This window comes from Dryocola clanedunensis (assembly GCF_038405435.1).
Lineage (GTDB): Bacteria > Pseudomonadota > Gammaproteobacteria > Enterobacterales > Enterobacteriaceae > Dryocola > Dryocola clanedunensis_A.
Genome location: NZ_JBBYHZ010000001.1, coordinates 306,627 through 326,292, shown reverse-complemented (window position 1 = coordinate 326,292; position 19,666 = coordinate 306,627). Strand labels below are relative to the sequence as shown.

General features: G+C 58.1%; 24 protein-coding genes. 12 read left to right on the top strand and 12 right to left on the bottom strand.

What is annotated here, in order from left to right; translation table 11 throughout:
• Window positions 1-35: 35 nt before the first annotated feature.
• Window positions 36-308, bottom strand: coding sequence for an oxidative damage protection protein (locus tag AAE045_RS01540; protein ID WP_121263791.1), 273 nt, complete (start codon window positions 306-308; stop codon window positions 36-38).
• Window positions 308-1,393, bottom strand: a complete 1,086-nt coding sequence (mutY, locus tag AAE045_RS01535) for an A/G-specific adenine glycosylase (protein ID WP_455546571.1) — start codon at window positions 1,391-1,393, stop codon at window positions 308-310. The genes AAE045_RS01540 and mutY overlap by 1 nt, the downstream gene beginning before the upstream one ends.
• 160 nt (window positions 1,394-1,553) lie before the next feature.
• Here mutY and trmB point away from each other — a divergent pair, with 160 nt between their 5' ends.
• From trmB to AAE045_RS01520, 3 genes are read left to right on the top strand one after another with little or no spacing between them, the layout of a single operon-like run.
• Window positions 1,554-2,273 (top strand): tRNA (guanine(46)-N(7))-methyltransferase TrmB, encoded by a 720-nt coding sequence (gene trmB, locus AAE045_RS01530; protein WP_455425691.1) that lies wholly within the window; start codon window positions 1,554-1,556, stop codon window positions 2,271-2,273.
• Entirely contained in the window at window positions 2,273-2,599 is a 327-nt protein-coding gene (locus tag AAE045_RS01525) for a YggL family protein (protein WP_202303251.1), read from the top strand. The genes trmB and AAE045_RS01525 overlap by 1 nt, the downstream gene beginning before the upstream one ends.
• 50 nt (window positions 2,600-2,649) lie before the next feature.
• Entirely contained in the window at window positions 2,650-3,366 is a 717-nt protein-coding gene (locus tag AAE045_RS01520) for a DUF2884 domain-containing protein (protein ID WP_455546181.1), read from the top strand.
• 73 nt (window positions 3,367-3,439) lie between these two features.
• Here the strand turns inward: AAE045_RS01520 and AAE045_RS01515 are convergent, their stop codons facing one another.
• Both AAE045_RS01515 and AAE045_RS01510 read right to left on the bottom strand, forming a co-directional pair.
• The gene (locus AAE045_RS01515; protein ID WP_455546180.1) at window positions 3,440-4,396 is read right to left on the bottom strand and encodes a YhfZ family protein; all 957 of its coding nucleotides are present in this window, start codon (window positions 4,394-4,396) and stop codon (window positions 3,440-3,442) included.
• Between the two features lie 15 nt (window positions 4,397-4,411).
• Entirely contained in the window at window positions 4,412-5,260 is an 849-nt protein-coding gene (locus AAE045_RS01510; RefSeq protein ID WP_455546179.1) for a class I fructose-bisphosphate aldolase, read from the bottom strand.
• 170 nt (window positions 5,261-5,430) lie between these two features.
• Between AAE045_RS01510 and AAE045_RS01505 the strand changes: the two genes are divergently transcribed.
• From AAE045_RS01505 to AAE045_RS01480, 6 genes are all read left to right on the top strand, one after another.
• Window positions 5,431-6,828, top strand: coding sequence for an FAD-binding oxidoreductase (locus AAE045_RS01505; RefSeq protein WP_455546178.1), 1,398 nt, complete (start codon window positions 5,431-5,433; stop codon window positions 6,826-6,828).
• Window positions 6,829-6,863: 35 nt separating this feature from the next.
• Window positions 6,864-8,201 carry an FGGY-family carbohydrate kinase gene (locus AAE045_RS01500; RefSeq protein WP_455546177.1) on the top strand — a complete coding sequence of 446 codons (1,338 nt, stop codon included), beginning with the start codon at window positions 6,864-6,866 and terminating at the stop codon, window positions 8,199-8,201.
• Window positions 8,198-9,157 carry a 1-phosphofructokinase family hexose kinase gene (locus AAE045_RS01495; RefSeq protein WP_455546176.1) on the top strand — a complete coding sequence of 320 codons (960 nt, stop codon included), beginning with the start codon at window positions 8,198-8,200 and terminating at the stop codon, window positions 9,155-9,157. The genes AAE045_RS01500 and AAE045_RS01495 overlap by 4 nt, the downstream gene beginning before the upstream one ends.
• Before the next feature lie 20 nt (window positions 9,158-9,177).
• The gene (locus AAE045_RS01490) at window positions 9,178-10,557 is read left to right on the top strand and encodes a sugar porter family MFS transporter (protein WP_455546175.1); all 1,380 of its coding nucleotides are present in this window, start codon (window positions 9,178-9,180) and stop codon (window positions 10,555-10,557) included.
• Between the two features lie 28 nt (window positions 10,558-10,585).
• The gene (locus tag AAE045_RS01485) at window positions 10,586-11,080 is read left to right on the top strand and encodes an RbsD/FucU domain-containing protein (RefSeq protein WP_455546174.1); all 495 of its coding nucleotides are present in this window, start codon (window positions 10,586-10,588) and stop codon (window positions 11,078-11,080) included.
• Window positions 11,081-11,147: 67 nt separating this feature from the next.
• The gene (locus AAE045_RS01480; protein WP_455546173.1) at window positions 11,148-12,518 is read left to right on the top strand and encodes a sugar porter family MFS transporter; all 1,371 of its coding nucleotides are present in this window, start codon (window positions 11,148-11,150) and stop codon (window positions 12,516-12,518) included.
• A gap of 80 nt (window positions 12,519-12,598) precedes the next feature.
• Here the strand turns inward: AAE045_RS01480 and hemW are convergent, their stop codons facing one another.
• From hemW to AAE045_RS01455, 5 genes are read right to left on the bottom strand one after another with little or no spacing between them, the layout of a single operon-like run.
• Window positions 12,599-13,735, bottom strand: a complete 1,137-nt coding sequence (gene hemW, locus AAE045_RS01475; protein WP_455546172.1) for a radical SAM family heme chaperone HemW — start codon at window positions 13,733-13,735, stop codon at window positions 12,599-12,601.
• Window positions 13,728-14,321 (bottom strand): XTP/dITP diphosphatase, encoded by a 594-nt coding sequence (locus tag AAE045_RS01470; RefSeq protein WP_455546171.1) that lies wholly within the window; start codon window positions 14,319-14,321, stop codon window positions 13,728-13,730. Before AAE045_RS01470 ends, hemW begins: the two co-directional genes overlap by 8 nt.
• Window positions 14,322-14,333: 12 nt before the next feature.
• The gene (gene yggU / locus AAE045_RS01465; RefSeq protein ID WP_202303263.1) at window positions 14,334-14,624 is read right to left on the bottom strand and encodes a DUF167 family protein YggU; all 291 of its coding nucleotides are present in this window, start codon (window positions 14,622-14,624) and stop codon (window positions 14,334-14,336) included.
• Window positions 14,621-15,175 carry a YggT family protein gene (locus AAE045_RS01460; RefSeq protein WP_202303264.1) on the bottom strand — a complete coding sequence of 185 codons (555 nt, stop codon included), beginning with the start codon at window positions 15,173-15,175 and terminating at the stop codon, window positions 14,621-14,623. Before AAE045_RS01460 ends, yggU begins: the two co-directional genes overlap by 4 nt.
• Window positions 15,176-15,199: 24 nt before the next feature.
• Window positions 15,200-15,904: a YggS family pyridoxal phosphate-dependent enzyme gene (locus tag AAE045_RS01455; RefSeq protein WP_455546170.1), complete on the bottom strand. Its 705-nt coding sequence runs from the start codon at window positions 15,902-15,904 to the stop codon at window positions 15,200-15,202.
• A 14-nt stretch (window positions 15,905-15,918) separates the two neighbouring features.
• On the opposite strand from AAE045_RS01455, the gene AAE045_RS01450 reads away from it, so the two are divergent.
• From AAE045_RS01450 to AAE045_RS01440, 3 genes are read left to right on the top strand one after another with little or no spacing between them, the layout of a single operon-like run.
• The gene (locus AAE045_RS01450) at window positions 15,919-16,908 is read left to right on the top strand and encodes a type IV pilus twitching motility protein PilT (RefSeq protein ID WP_455546169.1); all 990 of its coding nucleotides are present in this window, start codon (window positions 15,919-15,921) and stop codon (window positions 16,906-16,908) included.
• Window positions 16,909-16,964: 56 nt separating this feature from the next.
• Window positions 16,965-17,147, top strand: a complete 183-nt coding sequence (locus AAE045_RS01445) for a type II toxin-antitoxin system HicA family toxin (protein ID WP_455546168.1) — start codon at window positions 16,965-16,967, stop codon at window positions 17,145-17,147.
• Window positions 17,148-17,170: 23 nt separating this feature from the next.
• Entirely contained in the window at window positions 17,171-17,608 is a 438-nt protein-coding gene (locus AAE045_RS01440) for a type II toxin-antitoxin system HicB family antitoxin (protein WP_455546167.1), read from the top strand.
• 24 nt (window positions 17,609-17,632) lie between these two features.
• Here the strand turns inward: AAE045_RS01440 and ruvX are convergent, their stop codons facing one another.
• The 3 genes from ruvX to gshB all read right to left on the bottom strand — a co-directional run bounded on the left by ruvX (window position 17,633) and on the right by gshB (window position 19,657).
• Complete coding sequence (ruvX, locus tag AAE045_RS01435) at window positions 17,633-18,052, bottom strand: Holliday junction resolvase RuvX (protein WP_455546166.1); 420 nt, start codon at window positions 18,050-18,052, stop codon at window positions 17,633-17,635.
• Window positions 18,052-18,615 (bottom strand): YqgE/AlgH family protein, encoded by a 564-nt coding sequence (locus tag AAE045_RS01430; protein WP_202303270.1) that lies wholly within the window; start codon window positions 18,613-18,615, stop codon window positions 18,052-18,054. The genes ruvX and AAE045_RS01430 overlap by 1 nt, the downstream gene beginning before the upstream one ends.
• Window positions 18,616-18,709: 94 nt before the next feature.
• Entirely contained in the window at window positions 18,710-19,657 is a 948-nt protein-coding gene (gshB, locus tag AAE045_RS01425) for a glutathione synthase (RefSeq protein WP_271131991.1), read from the bottom strand.
• Window positions 19,658-19,666 lie beyond the last annotated feature (9 nt).

The window sequence follows — 19,666 nt, the reverse complement described above, 5'->3', positions numbered from 1 at the left end:
TGGATTGCAAAAGGGCCGCATTCGGCCCTTTGATATTATTTTTCCGGCGGCGTGAAGCCTTCAATATGGACTTCTTTGCCCTCGAACAGGAAGTTGACCATTTCGGCTTCCAGCTCTTTGCGGTGCTCCGGGTTCATCATGCTCATCTTGCGCTCGTTGATAAGCATGGTTTGCTTGGCCTGCCACAGCGCCCAGGCTTCTTTGGAGATTTCGTTATAGATGCGCTTGCCCAGCTCGCCCGGATAAAGCTGGAAATCCTGGCCTTCGGCCTCGCGTTGCAGGTAGGTACAAAAAATTGTGCGGCTCATTATTCTTCCTCTTCAAACGCGCGGGCGGTTTTTAATACCACCGGCTCGGCGTGTAATTGCTGTAACAGTCTTTCCACGGGGGCGGCAAGGCCCACGGAGGGTGGCTGCGCTAAGTTATACCAGAGAGCGGTGCCTTCATCCATGCACCCGGTGAATGAGGACACGGGCAGCCACATTGGCACAATATCCAGGTGGAAATGGCTGAAAGTATGGCGGAAAGAGGTTAACTGCGTGAGATTATCTGCGGCCATCCCTTTTTGCGCCAGCCAGTCGCGGAGCTCTTGTTCGGTGGCGAACTGTGGGAAGCAGTACAGTCCGCCCCATAAACCAACGGCCGGGCGCTGGGCCAGCAGGACGCTCTGCTCGTGCTGCATCATCAGCATATAGCCGGTGCGCTCGGGCAGGGTCACCTTAGGTTTTTTACCGGGATAGCTTGCCCAGCTGCTGTTGGCATAGGCCACGCAGCCGTTGCTGAGCGGGCAAAGTTCGCATTTTGGTTTTGAACGGGTGCAGACCATGGCGCCCAGGTCCATCATCGCCTGGTTAAACTGGCTCACGCCTTCCGCCGGGGTGACGTTTTCGCTTATTTCCCACAGCCGTTTCTCGACGTCCTTCTTACCCGGCCAGCCAGCTACCGCATAGCAGCGGGCCAGCACGCGCTTAACGTTGCCGTCAAGAATCGGGAAGTGCTTGCCAAGGGAAAGGGAGAGGATCGCTCCCGCAGTTGAACGGCCGACGCCAGGTAAATCGGCAACCTCTTCAAAGGTTTCCGGGAAAACGCCGCCGTGCTCGTTTGCCACTCTTTGCGCTGCCTTATGCAGGTTGCGGGCGCGGGCGTAGTAGCCCAGGCCAGTCCACAGATGCAGAACTTCATCCAGCGGGGCGTTAGCCAGATCGGTCACGGTCGGAAACTTCGCCATAAAACGCTCAAAGTAAGGAATGACGGTGGCAACCTGAGTTTGTTGCAACATCACCTCTGAGAGCCATACTTTATAAGGCGTTTTCTCCTGCTGCCACGGCAGGGTCTTGCGCCCGAACTGGTGATACCAGTCCAGAACCTGGTGGGCAAACTGCGGCGCTTGTATCGTCAACGCGGATCTTCCGACAATGGATGAAATCAGGGTGCCGATTCCAGCACAGAGAGCGGAGGGCTGTAAACCGGAACTTTCCCGTACATCTGCTTGCTTCTGGGCATTAACTTTGGATAATGCCCGTTTCCCGAACACTAACTAAAGTCAGAGCATCATGAAAAACGACGTCATCTCACCGGAATTTAATGAAGAAGGCCGCGCGCTGCGCCGGATCCGCAGCTTTGTACGCCGCCAGGGCCGTCTGACTAAAGGCCAGGAGTACGCGTTGGAGAATTACTGGCCGGTGATGGGCGTTGAATATGAATCTGCACCAGCCGACTTTGCCGCGCTGTTTGGCCGCGAAGCGCCGGTCACGCTGGAGATTGGCTTCGGGATGGGCACCTCGCTTGTGGCAATGGCCCAGGCGAAGCCGGAACAGAATTTTTTAGGCATTGAGGTTCACTCGCCGGGCGTGGGTGCCTGCCTGAGCACGGCGCATGAAGAAGGTGTCGAGAACCTGCGCGTTATGTGCCACGATGCGGTAGAAGTGCTGGAAAACATGATTCCTGACAATTCTTTAACCATGGTTCAGCTCTTTTTCCCGGATCCGTGGCACAAAGCACGTCATAATAAACGCCGTATCGTTCAGGTGCCTTTTGCCGAGCTGGTGAAACGTAAGCTGAAGCTGGGCGGCGTGTTCCATATGGCGACCGACTGGGAACCTTATGCTGAACATATGCTCGAAGTGATGTCCTCCCTCGACGGGTACAAGAACCAGTCGGAGAGTAACGACTACGTACCGCGCCCGGATTCACGGCCGGTGACCAAATTTGAACAGCGTGGCCATCGTCTTGGCCACGGCGTATGGGACTTAATGTTCGAGAGGGTAAAATAATGGCAAAAAATCGTAGCCGTCGTCTGCGTAAGAAAATGCACATCGACGAATTCCAGGAGCTGGGGTTCTCCGTTGCATGGCGCTTCCCGGAAGGGACCTCAGAAGAACAAATCGATAAAACCGTCGATGCGTTTATTAATGATGTGATCGATAAAAATGGCCTGGCCTTTGACGGCGGCGGTCACCTGGCGTGGGATGGCCTCATCTGCATGCAGGAAATCGGTAAATGCACCGAAGAGCACCAGGCGCTGGTGCGCAAGTGGCTTGAAGAGCAGAAGCTGGAAGATGTTCGCACCAGCGACCTGTTCGACGTCTGGTGGGATTGATTCAGAGTACAGGGGCTGGTGCAAACCGGCCCTTTTTTTCAGGAGTAATTATGATTCGTAAGACTCTGATGGGCGTGCTGCTGCTGACCGCGATGCAGGCGCAGGCCGACTATAAATGCAGCGTCACGCCGAAGGACGATGTGGTGATTAATCCGCAGACCGTGCAGGTCGTGGGCGAGAACGGCAACATGGTGATTGCGCCGGACGGCAGCCTGCAGTTTAACGGTAAGCTACAAACCCTGAATGCGACCCAGCGCCAGCTGGCCGTTAAGTATCAGCAGGCGCTGCGTACCGATCTGCCGTGGATCAACAACGGCGCGCTGACCCGCGTAGAAAAAGGGCGCGTGGCACTGGATAAAATCATCACTAAAGAAATGGGCGAGAGCAGCAACATGCGCGGCCGTCTGACCAAGCTGGATGCCCAGCTCAAAGAGCAGATGAACCGCATTATCGAGCAGCGTCAGGACGGATTGACCTTCCACTATAAAGCGATTGATCAGGTGCGTGCCGATGGCCAGCAGCTGGTGAATCAGGCGATGGGCGGCATCCTGCAGGACAGCATCAACGAGATGGGCGCGAAAGCCGTTCTCAAAGGCGGCGGCAACCCGCTACAGGGCGTGCTGGGTAGCCTGGGCGGCCTGCAAACCGCAATCCAGAACGAGTGGAACAATCAGCAGAAAGATTTCGAACAGTTTGGTCGCGACGTGTGCAGCAGAGTGGTAACGCTCGAAGGCCAGCGCAAAGGGCTGGTTGAGACGCTGAAGTAATTTCCCCTCACCCTAACCCTCTCCCCTAAGGGGCGAGGGGACTGGATCGAGCTCTTTCTCCCTCTCCTTTTCATTAATCAAATCTAATCGCCAGATTGCCGCTGAGCTTGCCGCCCGTTTTCTCGTCCACCGTAGCGCACAATTTTTGCAGATGCTGACGATCGAGCTCGCGCAGCAGGGTGACGACCGGGGAGTCCTGGGCGGCGACCAGCACGGCGGCTGAGATCTGTTCGGCCATTTCTACCGCCTCTGGTTCATCCAGCGGGCGCAGGCTTAGCCCCACTTTATCCAGCGGAATGAGCGACTCTTCCTGATGCCAGACGCCGGAATCTATTTCGTTGAGGAACACCGCTCGCGGCAGCAGCGTGAAGTCTGTCTCCACATAGTCGTGAAGCTCGGCGGGAAACTGCGCGCGGGTTAATCGCTGGTGGTCGTTCGAGTGGAAATCGATGCCGATCTTCCTGCGTCGGCCGGTGGCTGGCGCGATCTTTTCAACGACGACAAGGCTGCCGGGACAATAATAGCTGCCCACGCCCAGGCTAATTTTTACGTAGCGGTCAGGATCGTCGGGGAGCAATAAACTGGCCGAGCCGGAAGAGAGCAGCACGACATCCGTCTGGCCCTGGTCAAGCGCTTCAAGACGAGAGCGTGCGCCGCGCATATAGCCAATGGTGGTGCCAACGCCCCATTCCTGAAACTGCAAAGACAACCCGCCGGCAACGACGGTCGCTTCCTGAGAGCCGCGCGAGGGGAGCAGAATATGGACGGGAGGCAGACGGGCCATATCCCATAGCCGGTCAAAATCCCGACGGGTGATCCAGGTGCCCTGATGACCGCGTGAAACCAGCTCTACCGCGCCGTTTTGCCGCAGCTCATGCAGGGCTTTTTGCACCGTGCCGGAGCCGATGCCCAGGCGCTCCTGGTACTGCGAGGTGGTCGCGAGCCGCCCGGAAAATCCAGGACTGAGGATATCCCGGGCAATAAACGCCTCGGGGGAAATGTTCTCTGACTTTTCGCCCTTTGCCGACATGAAATCTTTCCTTAATTAATCCACTAAGCGCATCGCCTGCTCAACGCTCTGCTTTTCATGAACGATAGCAGAGAGCGCGCTGAGCATATTTGCCGGTTTATCGGCGCGGAAAATACGGCGGCCGAACATGACGCCGCGGGCACCTGCGTGCATGGCGTCATCCGCAAGCTGTAGCGTGGAGCGAGGATCTTCGCCGCCCGCGCCGCCCGCCAGAAGCACCGGAGTATAACATGTGCGCGTAACCTCGGCGAAAGCCTCGACGGAGCCGGGCCACAGGGCCTTAACCAGGTCCGCGCCAATATCGGCGGCGATGCGGCAGTACATGCTCATCACTTTTGCGCTCAGCGCGTCCGGGTCGATCCCCTCCAGCGCCGAGCGCGGCTCGATGATTAAGGCGATGCCGTAGCGCTCGCAGTCACGGGCAATTTTTGCGTTCCTGACAATTTCTTCCTGCTCCAGCGCCGTGTCTTTCTGGCCCAGGTACATGTAGGTCATCACCGCATCAATCCCGCAGGCCGCAACGTCGCTGATTTCCGCCAGCTGCGCCAGCACGCCTTCCCCGCGCCCGTCTTTGCCCGGCGTGTAGACCGAGCGGGCATGGTTTTTCCAGTCAAGATGCAGCACGGAAGCCGGGCGGTCGCGGCCAATCCATGTTTTTTCAATCAGCGGGATCATGCCGGGTGAAACCATCACGCCGTCCGCCTGACGCAGGTGGGAGAAAACGTCCTCAATTTCCTGCCTTGTTTTTAGCCCGGCAGGCGGCCCGGCCATGACGCCGTGCGAAGCCGCGACCACTACCGCGCTGCCCGTTTCCGGGCGCAGTAAACGCCCCAGTCGAATTGCCTTACCCGTACGTGGATCCATGGTGCTCTCCTTCACAAAGTTCACAATTTACGCAAAAATCAATTTGCAGCTTTTTGAATATTGATCGTATATTCATCATCAAGGGCTGTCAATGTGATTAATAATCGCGCTGATGGAGAACCGGAATATTCGTTATCCTTTTGAATTAATTATGATGTTAAGGAGTCCGCATGTCCGATAAGGGTCTTTTGATTGCAGCGTTAGCGCAGGCGCTACCCGCATCGCAGGTTCGCAGCGACGCCGAAAGTTTGCAGGCGTCCAGCCACGATACCTGGCCGCTTTCCACCAAGCTTAAGCGTTTAGGGTGCCACGATTATCAGGCTGATGTTGTGGTCGAAGTCGCTGACGAGCAGCAAATCCAGCGGGTGCTGGCCATCGCCACGGCAACGGATACGCCGGTGACGCCGAGGGCGTTAGCTTCTTCCGTTACCGGCCAGCCGCTGCCTACGCGGGGCGGCATCGTGCTTGATTTGAGCAAGATGACGCACGGCTGCGAAATCAACTTTACTAACCTGACGGTGGAAGTTTCGACCGGCTATAACGGCGGCAAACTCGAGGACGAGCTGCACGCGCAGGGCTGGACGCTCGGCCACTCGCCGCAGTCGCTTTATCAGTCCACCGTTGGCGGCTGGCTCTCCACGCTCGCTACCGGGCAGTTCTCCTCTTACTACGGCGGGATTGAAGATCTGATTACGGCCTACACCGTGATTCTGGCAACCGGCGAGAAAATCCGCCTTAAAGCCTCACCACGCGCGGCGATGGGGCCAGATTTACGCCAGCTGTTTATCGGCGCGGAAGGCACGCTCGGCATCGTCACTTCGGTACAGCTGAAGATTTTCCCGCTACCTGAGGCGCGTTTATATGACACGCTGGAGCTGCCGGACGTGGAGGCCGGGCTTAGCATCATGCGCGAACAGGGCATGGCCGGGTTACGTCCATTCCTGCTACGCCTCTACGACACGGCGGAAGCGCGTCACGCCATGCAGGACCCGCAGCAAAACAAGCCTGTCATGTTTATCGGCTGCCAGGGCGTACACGCCATAGCGAAGGCTGAAATGCAGACGCTGCTCGACATTGCGGCGAAGCACGGCGCTACCCGTAAAGGGCCGCAGGCGGCGCTGGCCTGGATGGAGCGGCGCTTTGACTTTTCCACCGTGGAAAACCTGCTCGCTACCACCGGCGGCTTTGCGGAAACCATTGAGGTTGCCCATACGTGGGACGGCATCGGCAAGCTTTACCATGCGCTGAATCAGATGCTCCAGCCCCATGCCGCCGAAGTACTGTCGCACTTCTCCCACGTCTATACCCAGGGAACATCGATGTACATGATCCTGCTCGGCAAAGAGGAGACGGACGAGCTGGCGGTGGAGCGGCTGCGCACGATTTGGCGTGAAACTATGCGGGTCTGCCTTGAGCACGGCGCGGAGCTTTCCCACCACCACGGCGGCGGCCTGGTGCGTTCGCCCTATGCGCGCGTTTCGCTTGGTTCGGCCCATCTGCTGCTGCGCAGGGTAAAGGCCGCTCTCGATCCCAACGGCATCCTCAACCCCGGCAAGCTGGGTCTTTAATCTCCCGCACGGCCGGCGAGAAAAAGGAATATGCGATGTGGTTTCTCGGAATAGATATTGGTACGACCCATCTGAAAGTGGTGGGCGTACTGGAAAATGGTGAAGTGCTGGCGGCGCAGCGCTGCCGCACGCCGTTCAGCGAGCGGGACGGCCTGACCTTCCATGAGGGAGAGGCTATCTGGCAGGCGCTGGTGGGCCTTATCGGCGACTATGCCCGCCATGCCAGCGCTGCGGGCGGGCTGCTGGCGGGGATCTCCGTCGGCACCTTTGGACAGGAAGAGTCGCTGGCGGTAGACGCGCAGGGCAACCAGACCTGGCCTTCGCTTGCCTGGTGGCAGAATTACGCCGCGCCCTCCCTGAGCGCGGACGACAGCGCCTGGCTGGACACGCCGGAGCATTACGCCATTTCCGGGCTGCGCCTGCGATCTAATCAGACGCCGGAGCGGCTTAGCCATCTGCGCCAGCACCATCCCGATCGCTGGCGCAAAACGGATAAATGGGTGGATTTCGGCAGCTATGTAATGTGGCGACTCACCGGAAACTGGTGCGTCAGCGCCTCGCAGATTAATCATTCCCAGTGCTTTGACGTGCGCAGCCTGAAGCCCCACGGCGCAACGCTCGAACGGCTTGCGCTCGAGCCATCTCTTTTCCCCCGGATTGCCGAAACCGGCGAGCTTTGCGGTGAAATCAGCAATTCCGCTTTGCCGGGCGTGGCCCTGGCACCGGGAGCGGCGGTTTATGTGGGAGGCCACGATCAAATCATGGGCGCGTATGCAGTCCAGAGCACGCGGCCGACGGACGTGTTTGATTCTATCGGCACCTCTGAATACCTGATGACCATTTCCCGCTTATACCAGCCCGAAGCCATCGCCTGGCAGCTGGGCATCGACTACGAGCGGAGCTGGCGGGCCGGTGAGTTCATGATGGGCTACGCCAACCCTTCCGGGAAAATCATCCAGACGCTCAGCGAGCTGTTTTTTGCCGGTGACTTCGATCGCCTGTTTCAGGCTCTTGCCGGGCAGAAGGGCGGGGAGGAGGTGCGCGTTTCGCTGGCGCAGGAGAGCGGCGGGCAGGGGCTGTTCACGCTGCACGATGTGGAGGCCGGAGCGACGCCGGGAAGCATGGTTTGCAGCGTGCTGGACCACATCGCCTTCCATATGCGGCACGTGCTGGCGCATATGTGCGAGCTGGGGGCGATAAACGTTCAGGACGCGGTGCTGATGGGCTCGCTGTTCCAGCGCGAGGAGATGCTGGCCCACCGCAGCAGCTGCTGGGGCATGCCGCTGTTTGTCAGCGAGCTGGCTGAGCCGGTCGCCACCGGTGCGGCAACGATCGCAAGAGAAGCCTGGCTGGATCGCGGGGTATCAGCATGAACGTTCTGATTGCGTCGTTGAACACCGCCGTTGAGCGGCTGCTAATCGTCGAAAAGCAGCGGCCGGGCACGGTGCATCGCCTGCTGGACGATAAAACCCTGGCGGGCGGCAAAGGAGTGAACGTCGCTCGCGTACTGCGAAAGCTCAATGCGGAGTGGCCCTCTCCTCTGCTCGTAGGATTTTTAGGCGGAGCGACGGGGCGGCTGTGTGAAGCCTTACTGGAACAAGAGGGGCTGGCCGGAAGCTGGGTCAGCATCAGCGGTGAAACGCGTATCTGCGAGGTGATCGTTGAACAAAACGATCCCCTGAAAGCCAGCGTCTATAACGCCCGCGGGCCGGAAATTTCTTCCGCTGAGCTGCACGACCTGCACGCCAGGCTTATCGCCCGGCTTCCGACCGCCGCCGCGCTGATCTGCACGGGTTCGCTTCCCGACGGGGTCAGCGAGAGTGAGTACGCCGAGTGGATAGCGCTTGCCCGTCAGCACCACGTCCTCTCGCTGCTTGATAGCCACGGAGCCGCCTTGCTTGCGGCCGCGCAGGCCACGCCGGACATCATCAAAATCAATAAGGATGAGCTGCATCAGGTGAGCGAGGGGCGCTCAGCTGAGCTGATTAGCGAGTGGCAGGAGAGGGGCGTTAGCGCGGTTATTATCACCGACGGCGTGCGCCCGACTCTGGCACAAACGCCGGATGGCTGCTTTGAGGTGCTGTCGCCCGATGTGAAAACCTTAAGCAGCGTCGGCTCCGGCGATGCGCATTGCGCGGGGCTGATTGCCAGCCTGTTAACGGTGCCGCAGGCTGGCTGGGCAAGGCATCTGGCCTTTGCCGCCGCCTGCGGTGCCGCCAATGCCGCAAGCATTACGGCGGGCCTTGCGCCGCATCTTTCCCTGCACGCTTTAGCGCAGCAATCCACCGTTCGTCCGTTATCCCGGATGCAGTTCGGAGAGCGGCTATGACCCCATCAGGAGAGAGTGCAATGAAAAATCATTCCTATATGCGCAGCGTGCTGCTGATTGCCTTCGTGACGGCGGTAGGGGGCTTTCTGTTTGGCTTTGATAACGGCAGCATTTCCGGCTCGGTGGGCTTTTTGCAGGAAAAATTCAGCCTGGACGCCAACGGTATCTGCTGGGTCACGTCGTCTATTATCGTGGGCTGTATCGTCGGCGTCGCCGTCGCCGGGCCGCTGTCGGACGCCATTGGCCGTAAAAAAGTCCTGCTGCTGACGGCGCTGATTTTTGTGTTTGGCGTGATGGGCGAGGCGCTGGCCCACTCTGCGGATCTGCTGGTGGCGTTCCGCATTCTTGTCGGCGTGGGCATCGGCATTGAAACCACCATCGCGCCGCTCTATATCGCCGAGGTGTCGCCTGCGCGCATTCGCGGGCGGCTGGTCTCTTTTAATCAGCTCTTTAACACCATCGGCAACCTGGTGGTTTTCAGCGTGGCGGCGACGATCGCCCGCTACGGCTCGGAGACCTGGAACGTTGAAAACGGCTGGCGGGTCATTTTAGCCACCGGCATCCCGCCCGCGCTGCTGTTCCTGCTGCTGCTGGTTGTGGTGCCGGAAAGCCCGCGCTGGCTGATTCGTAAAAATCGCGACGAGCAGGGGCTTGCGGTACTGCGCCGCATAAACCCGGATGAAGAAACCAGCCGCAGGGAGCTGGCCGCCATCAAACAATCGTTACGGGAAGAGAGTAAGGCAGGGCTTCGTGACCTGTTAACGCCCGGCCTGCGCAAGGTGCTGGTCATCGGCTTTGGGGTGGCGCTGTTCCAGCAGATTACCGGTATCAATGCCATCTTCTATTATGCGCCGGAGATCTTCAAAACCGCCGGGGAGGATATCAACGGGGCGATGTCCTTTACGGTGCTGATTGGTATCACGCTGGTGCTCTCGACGCTCGTTTCCCTGTGGATTATCGATAGGGTCGGGCGGCGTTCGCTGCTGATTTTTGGGGCCACCGGCATGGCGTTGATGCTGGCGGGGATTGGCGAGCTGTTCCGCGTTGACGCCTCGAACACCAGCCTGCTGCTGATGCTTATCCTGGCCTATGTCGCCATTTTTGCCGTCTCTTTTGGCACGGTCACCTACGTACTGATCTCTGAAATTTTCCCGACGCACGTTCGCGGCGTGGCGGCTTCTATCGCCACCTTTGCCCTGTGGGGCGGCAACTTCTTCGTCTCGCGATATTTTCCGGTGCTGGTCGAAAATATCAGCGCCTCGAAAACATTCTTTATTTTTGCCGGGATATCCGTGCTGGCGCTGATATTTGTTTTAACGCTGGTGCCAGAAACCAAAGGCAAAACCCTTGAGGAAATAGAAAGAGAAATCCATAAATTAAACGAGCTGCAGGCTCCATAATAATAAATGCCAACCAGAGGATAATATTATGAGACTTGGAAGGATATTACATCCGCAGTTAGCGCACGCCTTAGCCACCTTAGGTCATTCAGATATTTTACTGGTGACGGACGCCGGTTTTCCCATTCCTGCCGACGCTAACCGAATCGACCTTGGTTTTTATCCCGGCAGCGTAGACGTGCTGGAAATATTACGCGTGCTGCGCCAGGAGCTGTTCTTCGACAAAATCACCATGGCCAGCGACGTTCCGGCATTTAATCCGCAGCTTTATCGCGATGTGCAGGGGATATTTACCGGATCCGGGGCGGACTTTGAGGCCATCGCCCACCAGGAGCTTATCGCTTCAGTTGCGCCGCGAGCCAAAGTTGTGATCCGCTCGGGGTCGCTAAATCCGTGGGCTAATTTTGCCATGGTAGCCAGCACCGATCCCGCCGCCTGGTTTAAAGAGGGTATGACGCCGCTGCCTGAATATCAGGAGCGCAGCCGGAGAATAAAAGAAAATGTTATTCCGCAGTTAGGATGATATGTCCGGCTGCCACTCTTTTATCGCCATAACTATAAATATTCACTTCGGCTAAAGAGATCATATTATGAATAAGGTTAACCTGAAGCTGGCGACAATTGTGTCGCTGGGTGGCTTATTATTTGGCTACGATACGGCAGTGATTGCCGGTGCGATCCAGAATCTAAGCGCCTATTTTGCGCTTAACAGCATGGAGACGGGCTGGGCCGTTGCCTCCGCCTTAATTGGCTGCATGGTCGGCGGGCTGGGCGGTCAATATTTAACGGACTACCTCGGGCGTAAAAAAACGCTGCTGGTTACCGCCTGGCTGATCTTAATTTCCGCCGTAGGGACGGCGCTGCCGCAGGACTTCGCGACTTTTGTTTTCTTCAGGATCGTTGGCGGACTGGGCGTCGGCCTGGCCTCCCTTGCGGCGCCGGTCTATATCAGCGAAATTTCCGCTAAGGAGATCCGTGGGAAGATGTCCGGCCTGTATCAGCTGATGATCGCAGGCGGCATGCTGCTGGTCTATATCGTCAATACGCTGATCTCCGAGCTTAGCCCGGACGTTGTCTGGTCGGTGAATCAGTCCTGGCGCTGGATGTTTGCCTCCGAGGCAATCCCCGCCATCCTGTTTGTGGTGCTGCTGAGTTTTGTGCCCGAATCCCCACGCTGGCTGGTGAAGAAGCAGCAGGAGGCGAGGGCGGCGAAGGTGCTGATGAGCATCAACGGCGCGGATTGCCCGACGGGCAGCATGATTGAGGAGATCAAAGCGACGTTCCAGAACTCAGCGGGTGAGGCGCTCCGCGAATCTCTGCTCGCGCCGCATAACCGCAGGGTTGTGTTTGCTGTGCTGAGTATGGCGACGCTCGCTAATCTGTGCGGTATTAACGCGGTGCTTTACTACGGCAACGTGCTGGTTGAGAGCATCGGCATTGCCAGTGCGAAAGCGGCCTTCTGGCAGCAGATTATTATCGGCGTCGCCTTCTTCCTGGCGGCGGCGTGGGCGGTAAAAGTGGTGGAAAAAATAGGCCGCCGCAAACTGCTGCTGGTGGGCAATCTGGGATGTTTAATCAGCATCGTGCTGCTGGGGATTCTGGTGTGGATGCAAATCACCAGCCTGTGGATGCTGGCGCTGATTATCGTCTACATTCTGCTGTTCGGCGGGACGGTGGGCCCGGTGCTGTGGATAATTCTGCCGGAGCTTTCGCCGAACGCCATACGCGATAAGCTGATGGCGCTGTCGGTGTTTCTCATCTGGGCGTCAAACTTCGTCGTGGCGCAGACCTTCCCGATGATGAACGACAGCCCGTGGCTGCGGGAGGTTTTTAACGGCGGCTTCCCGTTCCTGATCTACGGCTTCTTCTGCCTGCTGTGGTTTTTACTGACGCTGTTCTTTATTCCCGAAACGAAGAGCAAATCTCTGGAGCAGATTGGGCGCGAGATGCAGCGAAGCTAAAGATATGTCGGATGACGCTGCGCTTATCCGACCTACGGAAGGATGAGAATTCGTAGCGCAGCGTCATCCGCCGCTGGTTTTTACTCCGCCAGGAAGATCTCCAGCAGGGAATTGAGAAACAGCTTCCCATGCTCGGTTATCTGCCAGGTTTCCGCCGTCTCCACCAGATAATCCTTCGCAATCGCCTCGTCGAGCTGCGGGCGGATCACTGACTCATCCAGACCTGTATAAAGCGTGAACTCTTGGCGCGGCGCGGCTTCCAGCAGGCGGAAGCGGTTCATAAAGAACTCGAACGGCTTGTCGGCCTGTTCCACGTCGTGCTGGCGGTCCATGTACTTCCCTTCCATGTAGCCACGCGGATGCCGCGTTTTTGCGGTCCGCAGAATGCGTCCGTCCGGGAAAGTCACTTTACCGTGCGCGCCGCAGCCGATGCCCAGGTAATCCCCAAAGCGCCAGTAGTTCAGGTTGTGCTGGCACTGGTAGCCCGGCTTCGCATAGGCAGAGGTTTCGTACTGCTGATAGCCCGCAGCGGTCAGCAGCCTGTCGCCCTGCTCGAAGATATCCCACAGAGCGTCGTCGTCCGGCAGCTTTGGCGGACGCGAGCTGAAGAGCGTGTTTGGCTCAATGGTCAACTGATACCAGGAAAGATGCGGGGGATTCAGCTCAATGGCCTGGCGAAGATCGTCCAGCGCCTCTTCCAGCGTCTGGTCCGGCAGGCCGTGCATCAGATCCAGGTTAAAACTGCGCAGGCCAAGGCCGCTCGCCAGATTCGCCGCGCGCTTCGCCTCGCCTGAGTCATGGATGCGGCCCAGACGCTTGAGCTTCTGCTCGCTAAAGCTCTGCACGCCAATTGAAATACGGTTCACGCCCGCGCGCTGGTAGCCCACGAAGCGGTCCGCTTCGACGGTGCCGGGGTTCGCTTCCATGGTGATTTCCGCGTCCGCCGCCAGCGGCAGGCAGGCACGAACGCCGTCGAGCAGGTTTTGCATCGCTTCGCTGGAGAGCAGGCTCGGCGTACCGCCGCCGATAAAAATGGTCTTTATTTCACGACCCTGTGCCATAGGCGCGTCGACTGCAAGGTCGCGCAGCAGGTGGCTGACGTACTCATCGTGCGGCACGTCGCCCTTCAGCGCGTGGGAGTTGAAGTCACAGTAGGGGCACTTCTGCACGCACCACGGGATGTGAATATAGAGGCTCAGCGGCGGCAAATTAGCCATTTTTCATTGCTTCCAGTAACAGTTTCAGCGCCTGCCCACGGTGGGATATTGCGCGTTTCTCGTCGCGGGTTAGCTCCGCGGCGGTTTTGCCCTCGCTCGGGACAAAGAAGATCGGATCGTAACCAAAGCCGCCTGCGCCTGCGGCCTCGCGGGTGATGACGCCCACCCAGCTGCCGTGGAACACCAGCGGCGTTGGGTCTTCAGCATGGCGCATATAGACCAGCACGCAGTGGAACTGCGCCTTACGCTGCTCTTCCGGGACATCTTTTAGTGTAGCAAGCAGCTTCTCAAGGTTCTGCTGGTCGCTGGCATCCTCACCCGCATAGCGAGCGGAATAGATGCCCGGCGCGCCGCCCAGCACGTCCACGGCCAGACCTGAGTCATCGGCAAGGGCCGGCAGACCGGTAATCTGCGCGGCATGACGTGCTTTCAGAATGGCGTTCTCGATGAACGTCAGGCCCGTCTCTTCGGCGGATTCTACGCCCAGTTCAGTTTGTGCGACGACGTCCAGACCGAAATCCTGAAGCAGATCGGCGAGTTCACGCACTTTACCGGCGTTACCGGTAGCGAGGACAACTTTTTGCATAGTGGGATCCTGTTATTCGAGCAATGCCGCGACTTCCGTCGGGATTTGTTGCGGGTCGATAATCTTGATTTGCTTATGGCGGCCAAGCTCGCCTTTTTCAACCAGCACCTGGCCTTTGGCAACGCGAAACAGCTTCGCCAGATACTTCACCAGGTGGGCGTTGGCCTTGCCGTCTACCGGCGGGGCGGTGATGGCGACTTTTAGCTCGTCGCCATGCAGCCCGACAATGCTGTCCCGGCTGGCCTTGGGCTGAATATACAGCCGCAAAACCAGCCCGTCGGCGGTCTGGCTTACTGCACTCACAGCAGGAACCAGAGCCCCGGGAACAGATCCATGCCGAGATAGTTCAGGGCATAAAGGATCAGAATGACCACCATCGCGGAGAAATCAATGCCGCCCATCGCGGGAAGCACGCGGCGGATCGGCGCCATCATCGGCTCGGTCAGCTGCATCAGCACGTATTCAATCGGGCTGCGGCCCTGGCTTATCCAGCTCATCAGCGAGCGGATGATGATCACCCAGAATACCAGCGTACCGGCGGATTTCAGCAGCGACAGCAGGCCGACCAGCAGGTTCATCGGGTCAAGAGACAGCGCGCCAACCTGAATCAGCAGCAGAATCGGGTATTTCAGCGTGGTGAGAATAAACGCGACCAGCAGCGAAGAGGTATCTATCGGCCCGATGGACGGAATGACACGGCGCAGCGGGCCGACAATCGGCTGGGTAATTTTAACGATAAACTGGGCGAACGGGTTGTAAAAGTCACAGCGCGACCACTGCATCCAGATGCGGATCAGCAGCACCATCACGTACAGTTCAATCAGCGTTTTGACCAGGAAAGTCAACGTCAGCATGGCGTTCCTCAATAATTATAATGATTAACGAGCAGGGTAATCCCGCGCGCCGAAAATAGCGGTTCCAATGCGCACCATGGTGCTACCAGCAGCGATCGCGGCGTCCATGTCATCGGTCATGCCAAGAGATAAAGTGTCCACCGTTGGGAAACGGCTTTTTAACGATTCGAACGCCGCCGCCATCTGCTTACAGACGGCGAACTGACGATCGTAATCAGGTTCAGGGGCCGGGATCGCCATTAAACCGCGTAATGTCAGATTCGGCAGCTCGGCTATCGCTTCCGCCAGCGCATCAAGCTCGCTCAGGGCGATGCCGGATTTGCTGTTCTCGTCGCTGATATTAATCTGAATCAGGACGTTAAGCGGCGGCATTCCCGCCGGGCGCTGTTCGTTCAGGCGCACGGCGATTTTCAGCCTGTCCACCGTGTGGCACCAGTCAAAATGCTCTGCCACCAGACGGCTTTTGTTCGACTGCAGCGGGCCGATAAAGTGCCACGTCAGCGGTTCTTTGCCCTGTTCTGCAAAGTGACGGATTTTATCCACGCCTTCCTGCACGTAGTTTTCGCCAAAAGCACGCTGCCCGGCTTCCATCGCTTCTGCGAGGGCGCCCGCAGGTTTTGTTTTGCTCACTGCAAGCAAAGTAACTTCTTCTGGAGAACGGCCGCAGCGCGCGGCTGCCGCCGAGATTTTGTCTTTAACCTGTGCCAGGTTGTTCGCTATCTCGTTCATAGGCTGGGAATGATATGGATATCGAAGAAATTTTGGCCCTTAGTGTAAAGCATAACGTCTCCGATCTACACCTGTGTACGGGGCAATCTGCACGCTGGCGAAGGCAGGGGCGGCTTGAACCCTGTCCCGAAACCGCCCCGCAGCCAGAAGCGCTGCTGGCACAGTGGCTGTCGCCGCCGCAGCAAAAGGAGCTGGAAGAGTGTGGGCAGCTTGATTTCGCCGTCACGTCTGCCAGTGGCCTCCGCCTGCGCGCGAACGCTTTTCGCCAGCTTCACGGCTGTTCACTCGCCTTGCGTCTGCTCGCTACGCAATGTCCTGAACTGGCTGCTTCAGGCGTTCCGCCGCTCGTCCCTTCACTGCTACAGACGCCGGACGGCCTTATCCTGGTCACCGGCGCGACCGGCAGCGGCAAGTCCACTACGCTTGCCGCTATGGTGGGGTATCTCAACCAGCATCTTGACGGGCATATCCTGACCCTGGAAGACCCCATCGAGTTTATCCACCGCCCGGCAAAATGCCTGATTCAGCAGCGGGAGGTGGGCGAACATTGCTGCTCGTTTGCCGCAGGTTTGCGGGGTGCGCTGCGCGAAGATCCTGATGTAATTCTGCTTGGTGAACTGAGGGACAGCGAAACCATCCGCCTTGCCTTAACGGCGGCCGAAACGGGCCATCTGGTACTGGCGACGCTGCACACGCGGGGGGCGGCGCAGGCCGTCGAAAGGCTGGTAGATGTCTTCCCGGCAGAAGAGAAAAATTATATCCGCAGCCAGCTGGCGGGCAGCCTCAAAGCCGTACTCGCCCAGAAGCTTGTATCTTCTTCCGATGGGGGGCGCGTGGCGCTGTTTGAGCGAATGGTGAACACTCCGGCGGTGGCGAACCTTATCCGTGAAGGTAAGACCCATCAGTTGCCGGGCCTGCTTCAGACCGGGCAACAGCATGGAATGCAGAGCTTTGCGCAGCATGAAGCGGTGCTGCGGGTGGAAGGGAGAATTCAGGATGAGTAAAAATATTGCATTGGTGTGTTTGCGTGTGTATGATTTGTTCTGGTCAGGAGGTTGCGATGAAATCTTCTGACTTGATTAAGGAGCTGAAGGCCGCAGGATGCGAACCCGCCAGACAGGGCAAAGGGAGCCACTTTATATGGTGGTCACCTAATACGGGAAGAAACTTTCCCGTTCCGCATCCGAAGAAAAATCTCTCCATCGGCACTGTCAGATCCATTCGCAAACAGGCCGGGATATGAATCCCTGCTCACGGAGGTGACCCATGTTTTTCTCAGTTGGCGTCGAAATGCCTGCAAACGAGAACGAAGCGTACGGTATGATTGTACCCGCGTTATGCAACGACGATTTCGGCTGCGTCTCAGCGGCGGATTCGCAGGAAGAGATTGCGGAAATGGTGCGTGAAGCGATCTTGTTAATTACAGATGAAATGGTGAAGCGCGGTGTCGATATCACCCGACTCAAAGATGCCGGGCCATTTGTTTACGCCGCCAATCCGGAATACGCATACTGCGAGCAGTGGGTAATGGTCGATGTGGATTTGTCATCGCTTGAGGGTAAACCACAGCGCATTAACATCTCTCTGCCGGATGTCCTCATTGAGCGCATTGATAACCACGTGAAACAGCCTGCCTCAGGCTGCCGCGATCGCAGCCATTTTCTGGCCGTTGCCGCCAGGCATGAGCTAACCAGTAAAGATTAACGGCACGTCCGGCAGCGCGACAAATCAGGGATGATAGTCGAACCAGCTTTCAAGAATGATGACCGCGGAAGCGGAGTCGATGCTGCCTTTGTTCAGCGCGCGGAAGCCGCCCTGTTCAAACAGGCCCGCGCGGGCTTCCACCGTGCTCAGGCGTTCGTCCTGTAGCGACACCTTCACGCCGAAACGGCCATGCAGGCGGTTGGCGAACTTCCGGGCGCGGGCGGTAAGCGGCTGCTCGGTGCCGTCCATGTTCAGGGGCAGGCCGACTATTACTTCGTCCGGCTGCCACTCTTTCAGGATTTTTTCTATCGAGCTCCAGTCCGGCGTGCCGTCCTGCGCCTTCAGCGCGGTAAGCGGACGGGCGGTGCCCGTAATGCGCTGGCCAATGGCAACGCCGATACTTTTGGTGCCGAAGTCAAAACCTAACAGTGTTCCACTGCTCATTACGCGTGCCCCGCATCGCCTGGCATTGTCAGAATATCCACGCCGATAAGCTTCGCGGCTTCGCGCCAGCGTTCAGCAATGGGGGTATGGAATAAGATTGCGGCATCTGCTGGTGCCGTGAGCCAGGCGTTATCCAGGATTTCCTGCTCGAGCTGACCTTTCTCCCAGGAGGAGTAGCCCAGCGCCACGATGACGTCCTGAGGCTGATTCGGCGTACCGATGGTTTCCAGCACGTCGCGGGAGGTGGTGATCACCGTATCGTCGGAGATACGAATGCTGGAAGCGAACGCATCCGGCGGGGAGTGCAGAATAAATCCACGGTCTTCCGCCAGCGGGCCGCCGACAAACACGGGCTTATCCAGACGAATGGCCGGGTCACGCGGATCGGGTTCGATCTTTAGTTTCTGCAGCACGCCTTCGACCTGAAGGTTCTCAAGGGGCTTATTGATAATGATCCCCATCGCACCATCTTCGTTGTATTCACAGATATAGACGACGGCACGCTTAAAAAGCGGGTCCTGGAGAGCCGGCATGGCAATGAGAAAGTGATGCTGTAAATTCATTATCAGAGAGTCTGTTCCCGGTTGAAAAGCGGCAAGGGGCGCGCAAAGAATGGACAGTTTACCATTATTGAGCGGGCCAGGCCCGCCCGGAGGATTATTTTGCGAGGCGCGCTTCAATTGCGTCGAACAGCATACCGGTGATGGATACCGGGAACGCCGCTTCGATTTCACGAATGCAGGTTGGGCTGGTGACGTTAATCTCGGTCAGGCGGTCACCGATGATGTCGAGGCCAACAAAAATCAGCCCTTTAGCCTTCAGCGTCGGCCCAACGCGGCGGGCAATTTCCCAGTCGCTGTCGGTTAACGGACGAGGTTCACCCCGGCCACCGGCGGCCAGGTTGCCGCGCGTTTCGCCGCCCTGCGGGATACGGGCCAGGCAGTACGGCACGGGTTCGCCGTCAACAACCAGCACGCGCTTGTCGCCGTCAACAATGGCCGGCAGGTAGTTCTGCGCCATGCAGTAGCGGTTGCCCAGCTCGGTGAGCGTTTCGGCAATCACGCCCAGGTTCGGGTCGCCTTCCTTCACGCGGAAGATGGACGTGCCGCCCATGCCGTCCAGCGGCTTCATAATGATATCGCCGTGCTTCTGCCAGAAGGCCTTCAGCTGCGCCTTATTGCGGGTGACCAGCGTTTCCGGGGTCAGGTCCGCAAACCAGGCGGTGAAGAGCTTTTCGTTACAGTCGCGCAGGCTCTGCGGTTTGTTGACGATCAGCGTGCCCTGTTCTTCGGCGCGCTCAAGAATGTAGGTGGCGTAGATAAACTCGGTGTCGAACGGCGGGTCTTTACGCATCAGCACGACGTTCAGGTCGGCCAGGGCAATATCCTGCTCGCTGCCAAAGTCATACCATTTGTCATAGTTCTGCTCGACGGAGACCAGACGGGTCCGCGCGCGCGCTTCGCCGTTGATCAGATACAGATCGGCCATTTCCATGTAGTGCAGCTCATAGCCGCGACGCTGCGCTTCCAGCAGCATGGCGAAGCTTGAGTCTTTTTTGATGTTGATGTTTGCGATGGGGTCCATCACGATGCCGAGCTTGATCATTCTTCTTCT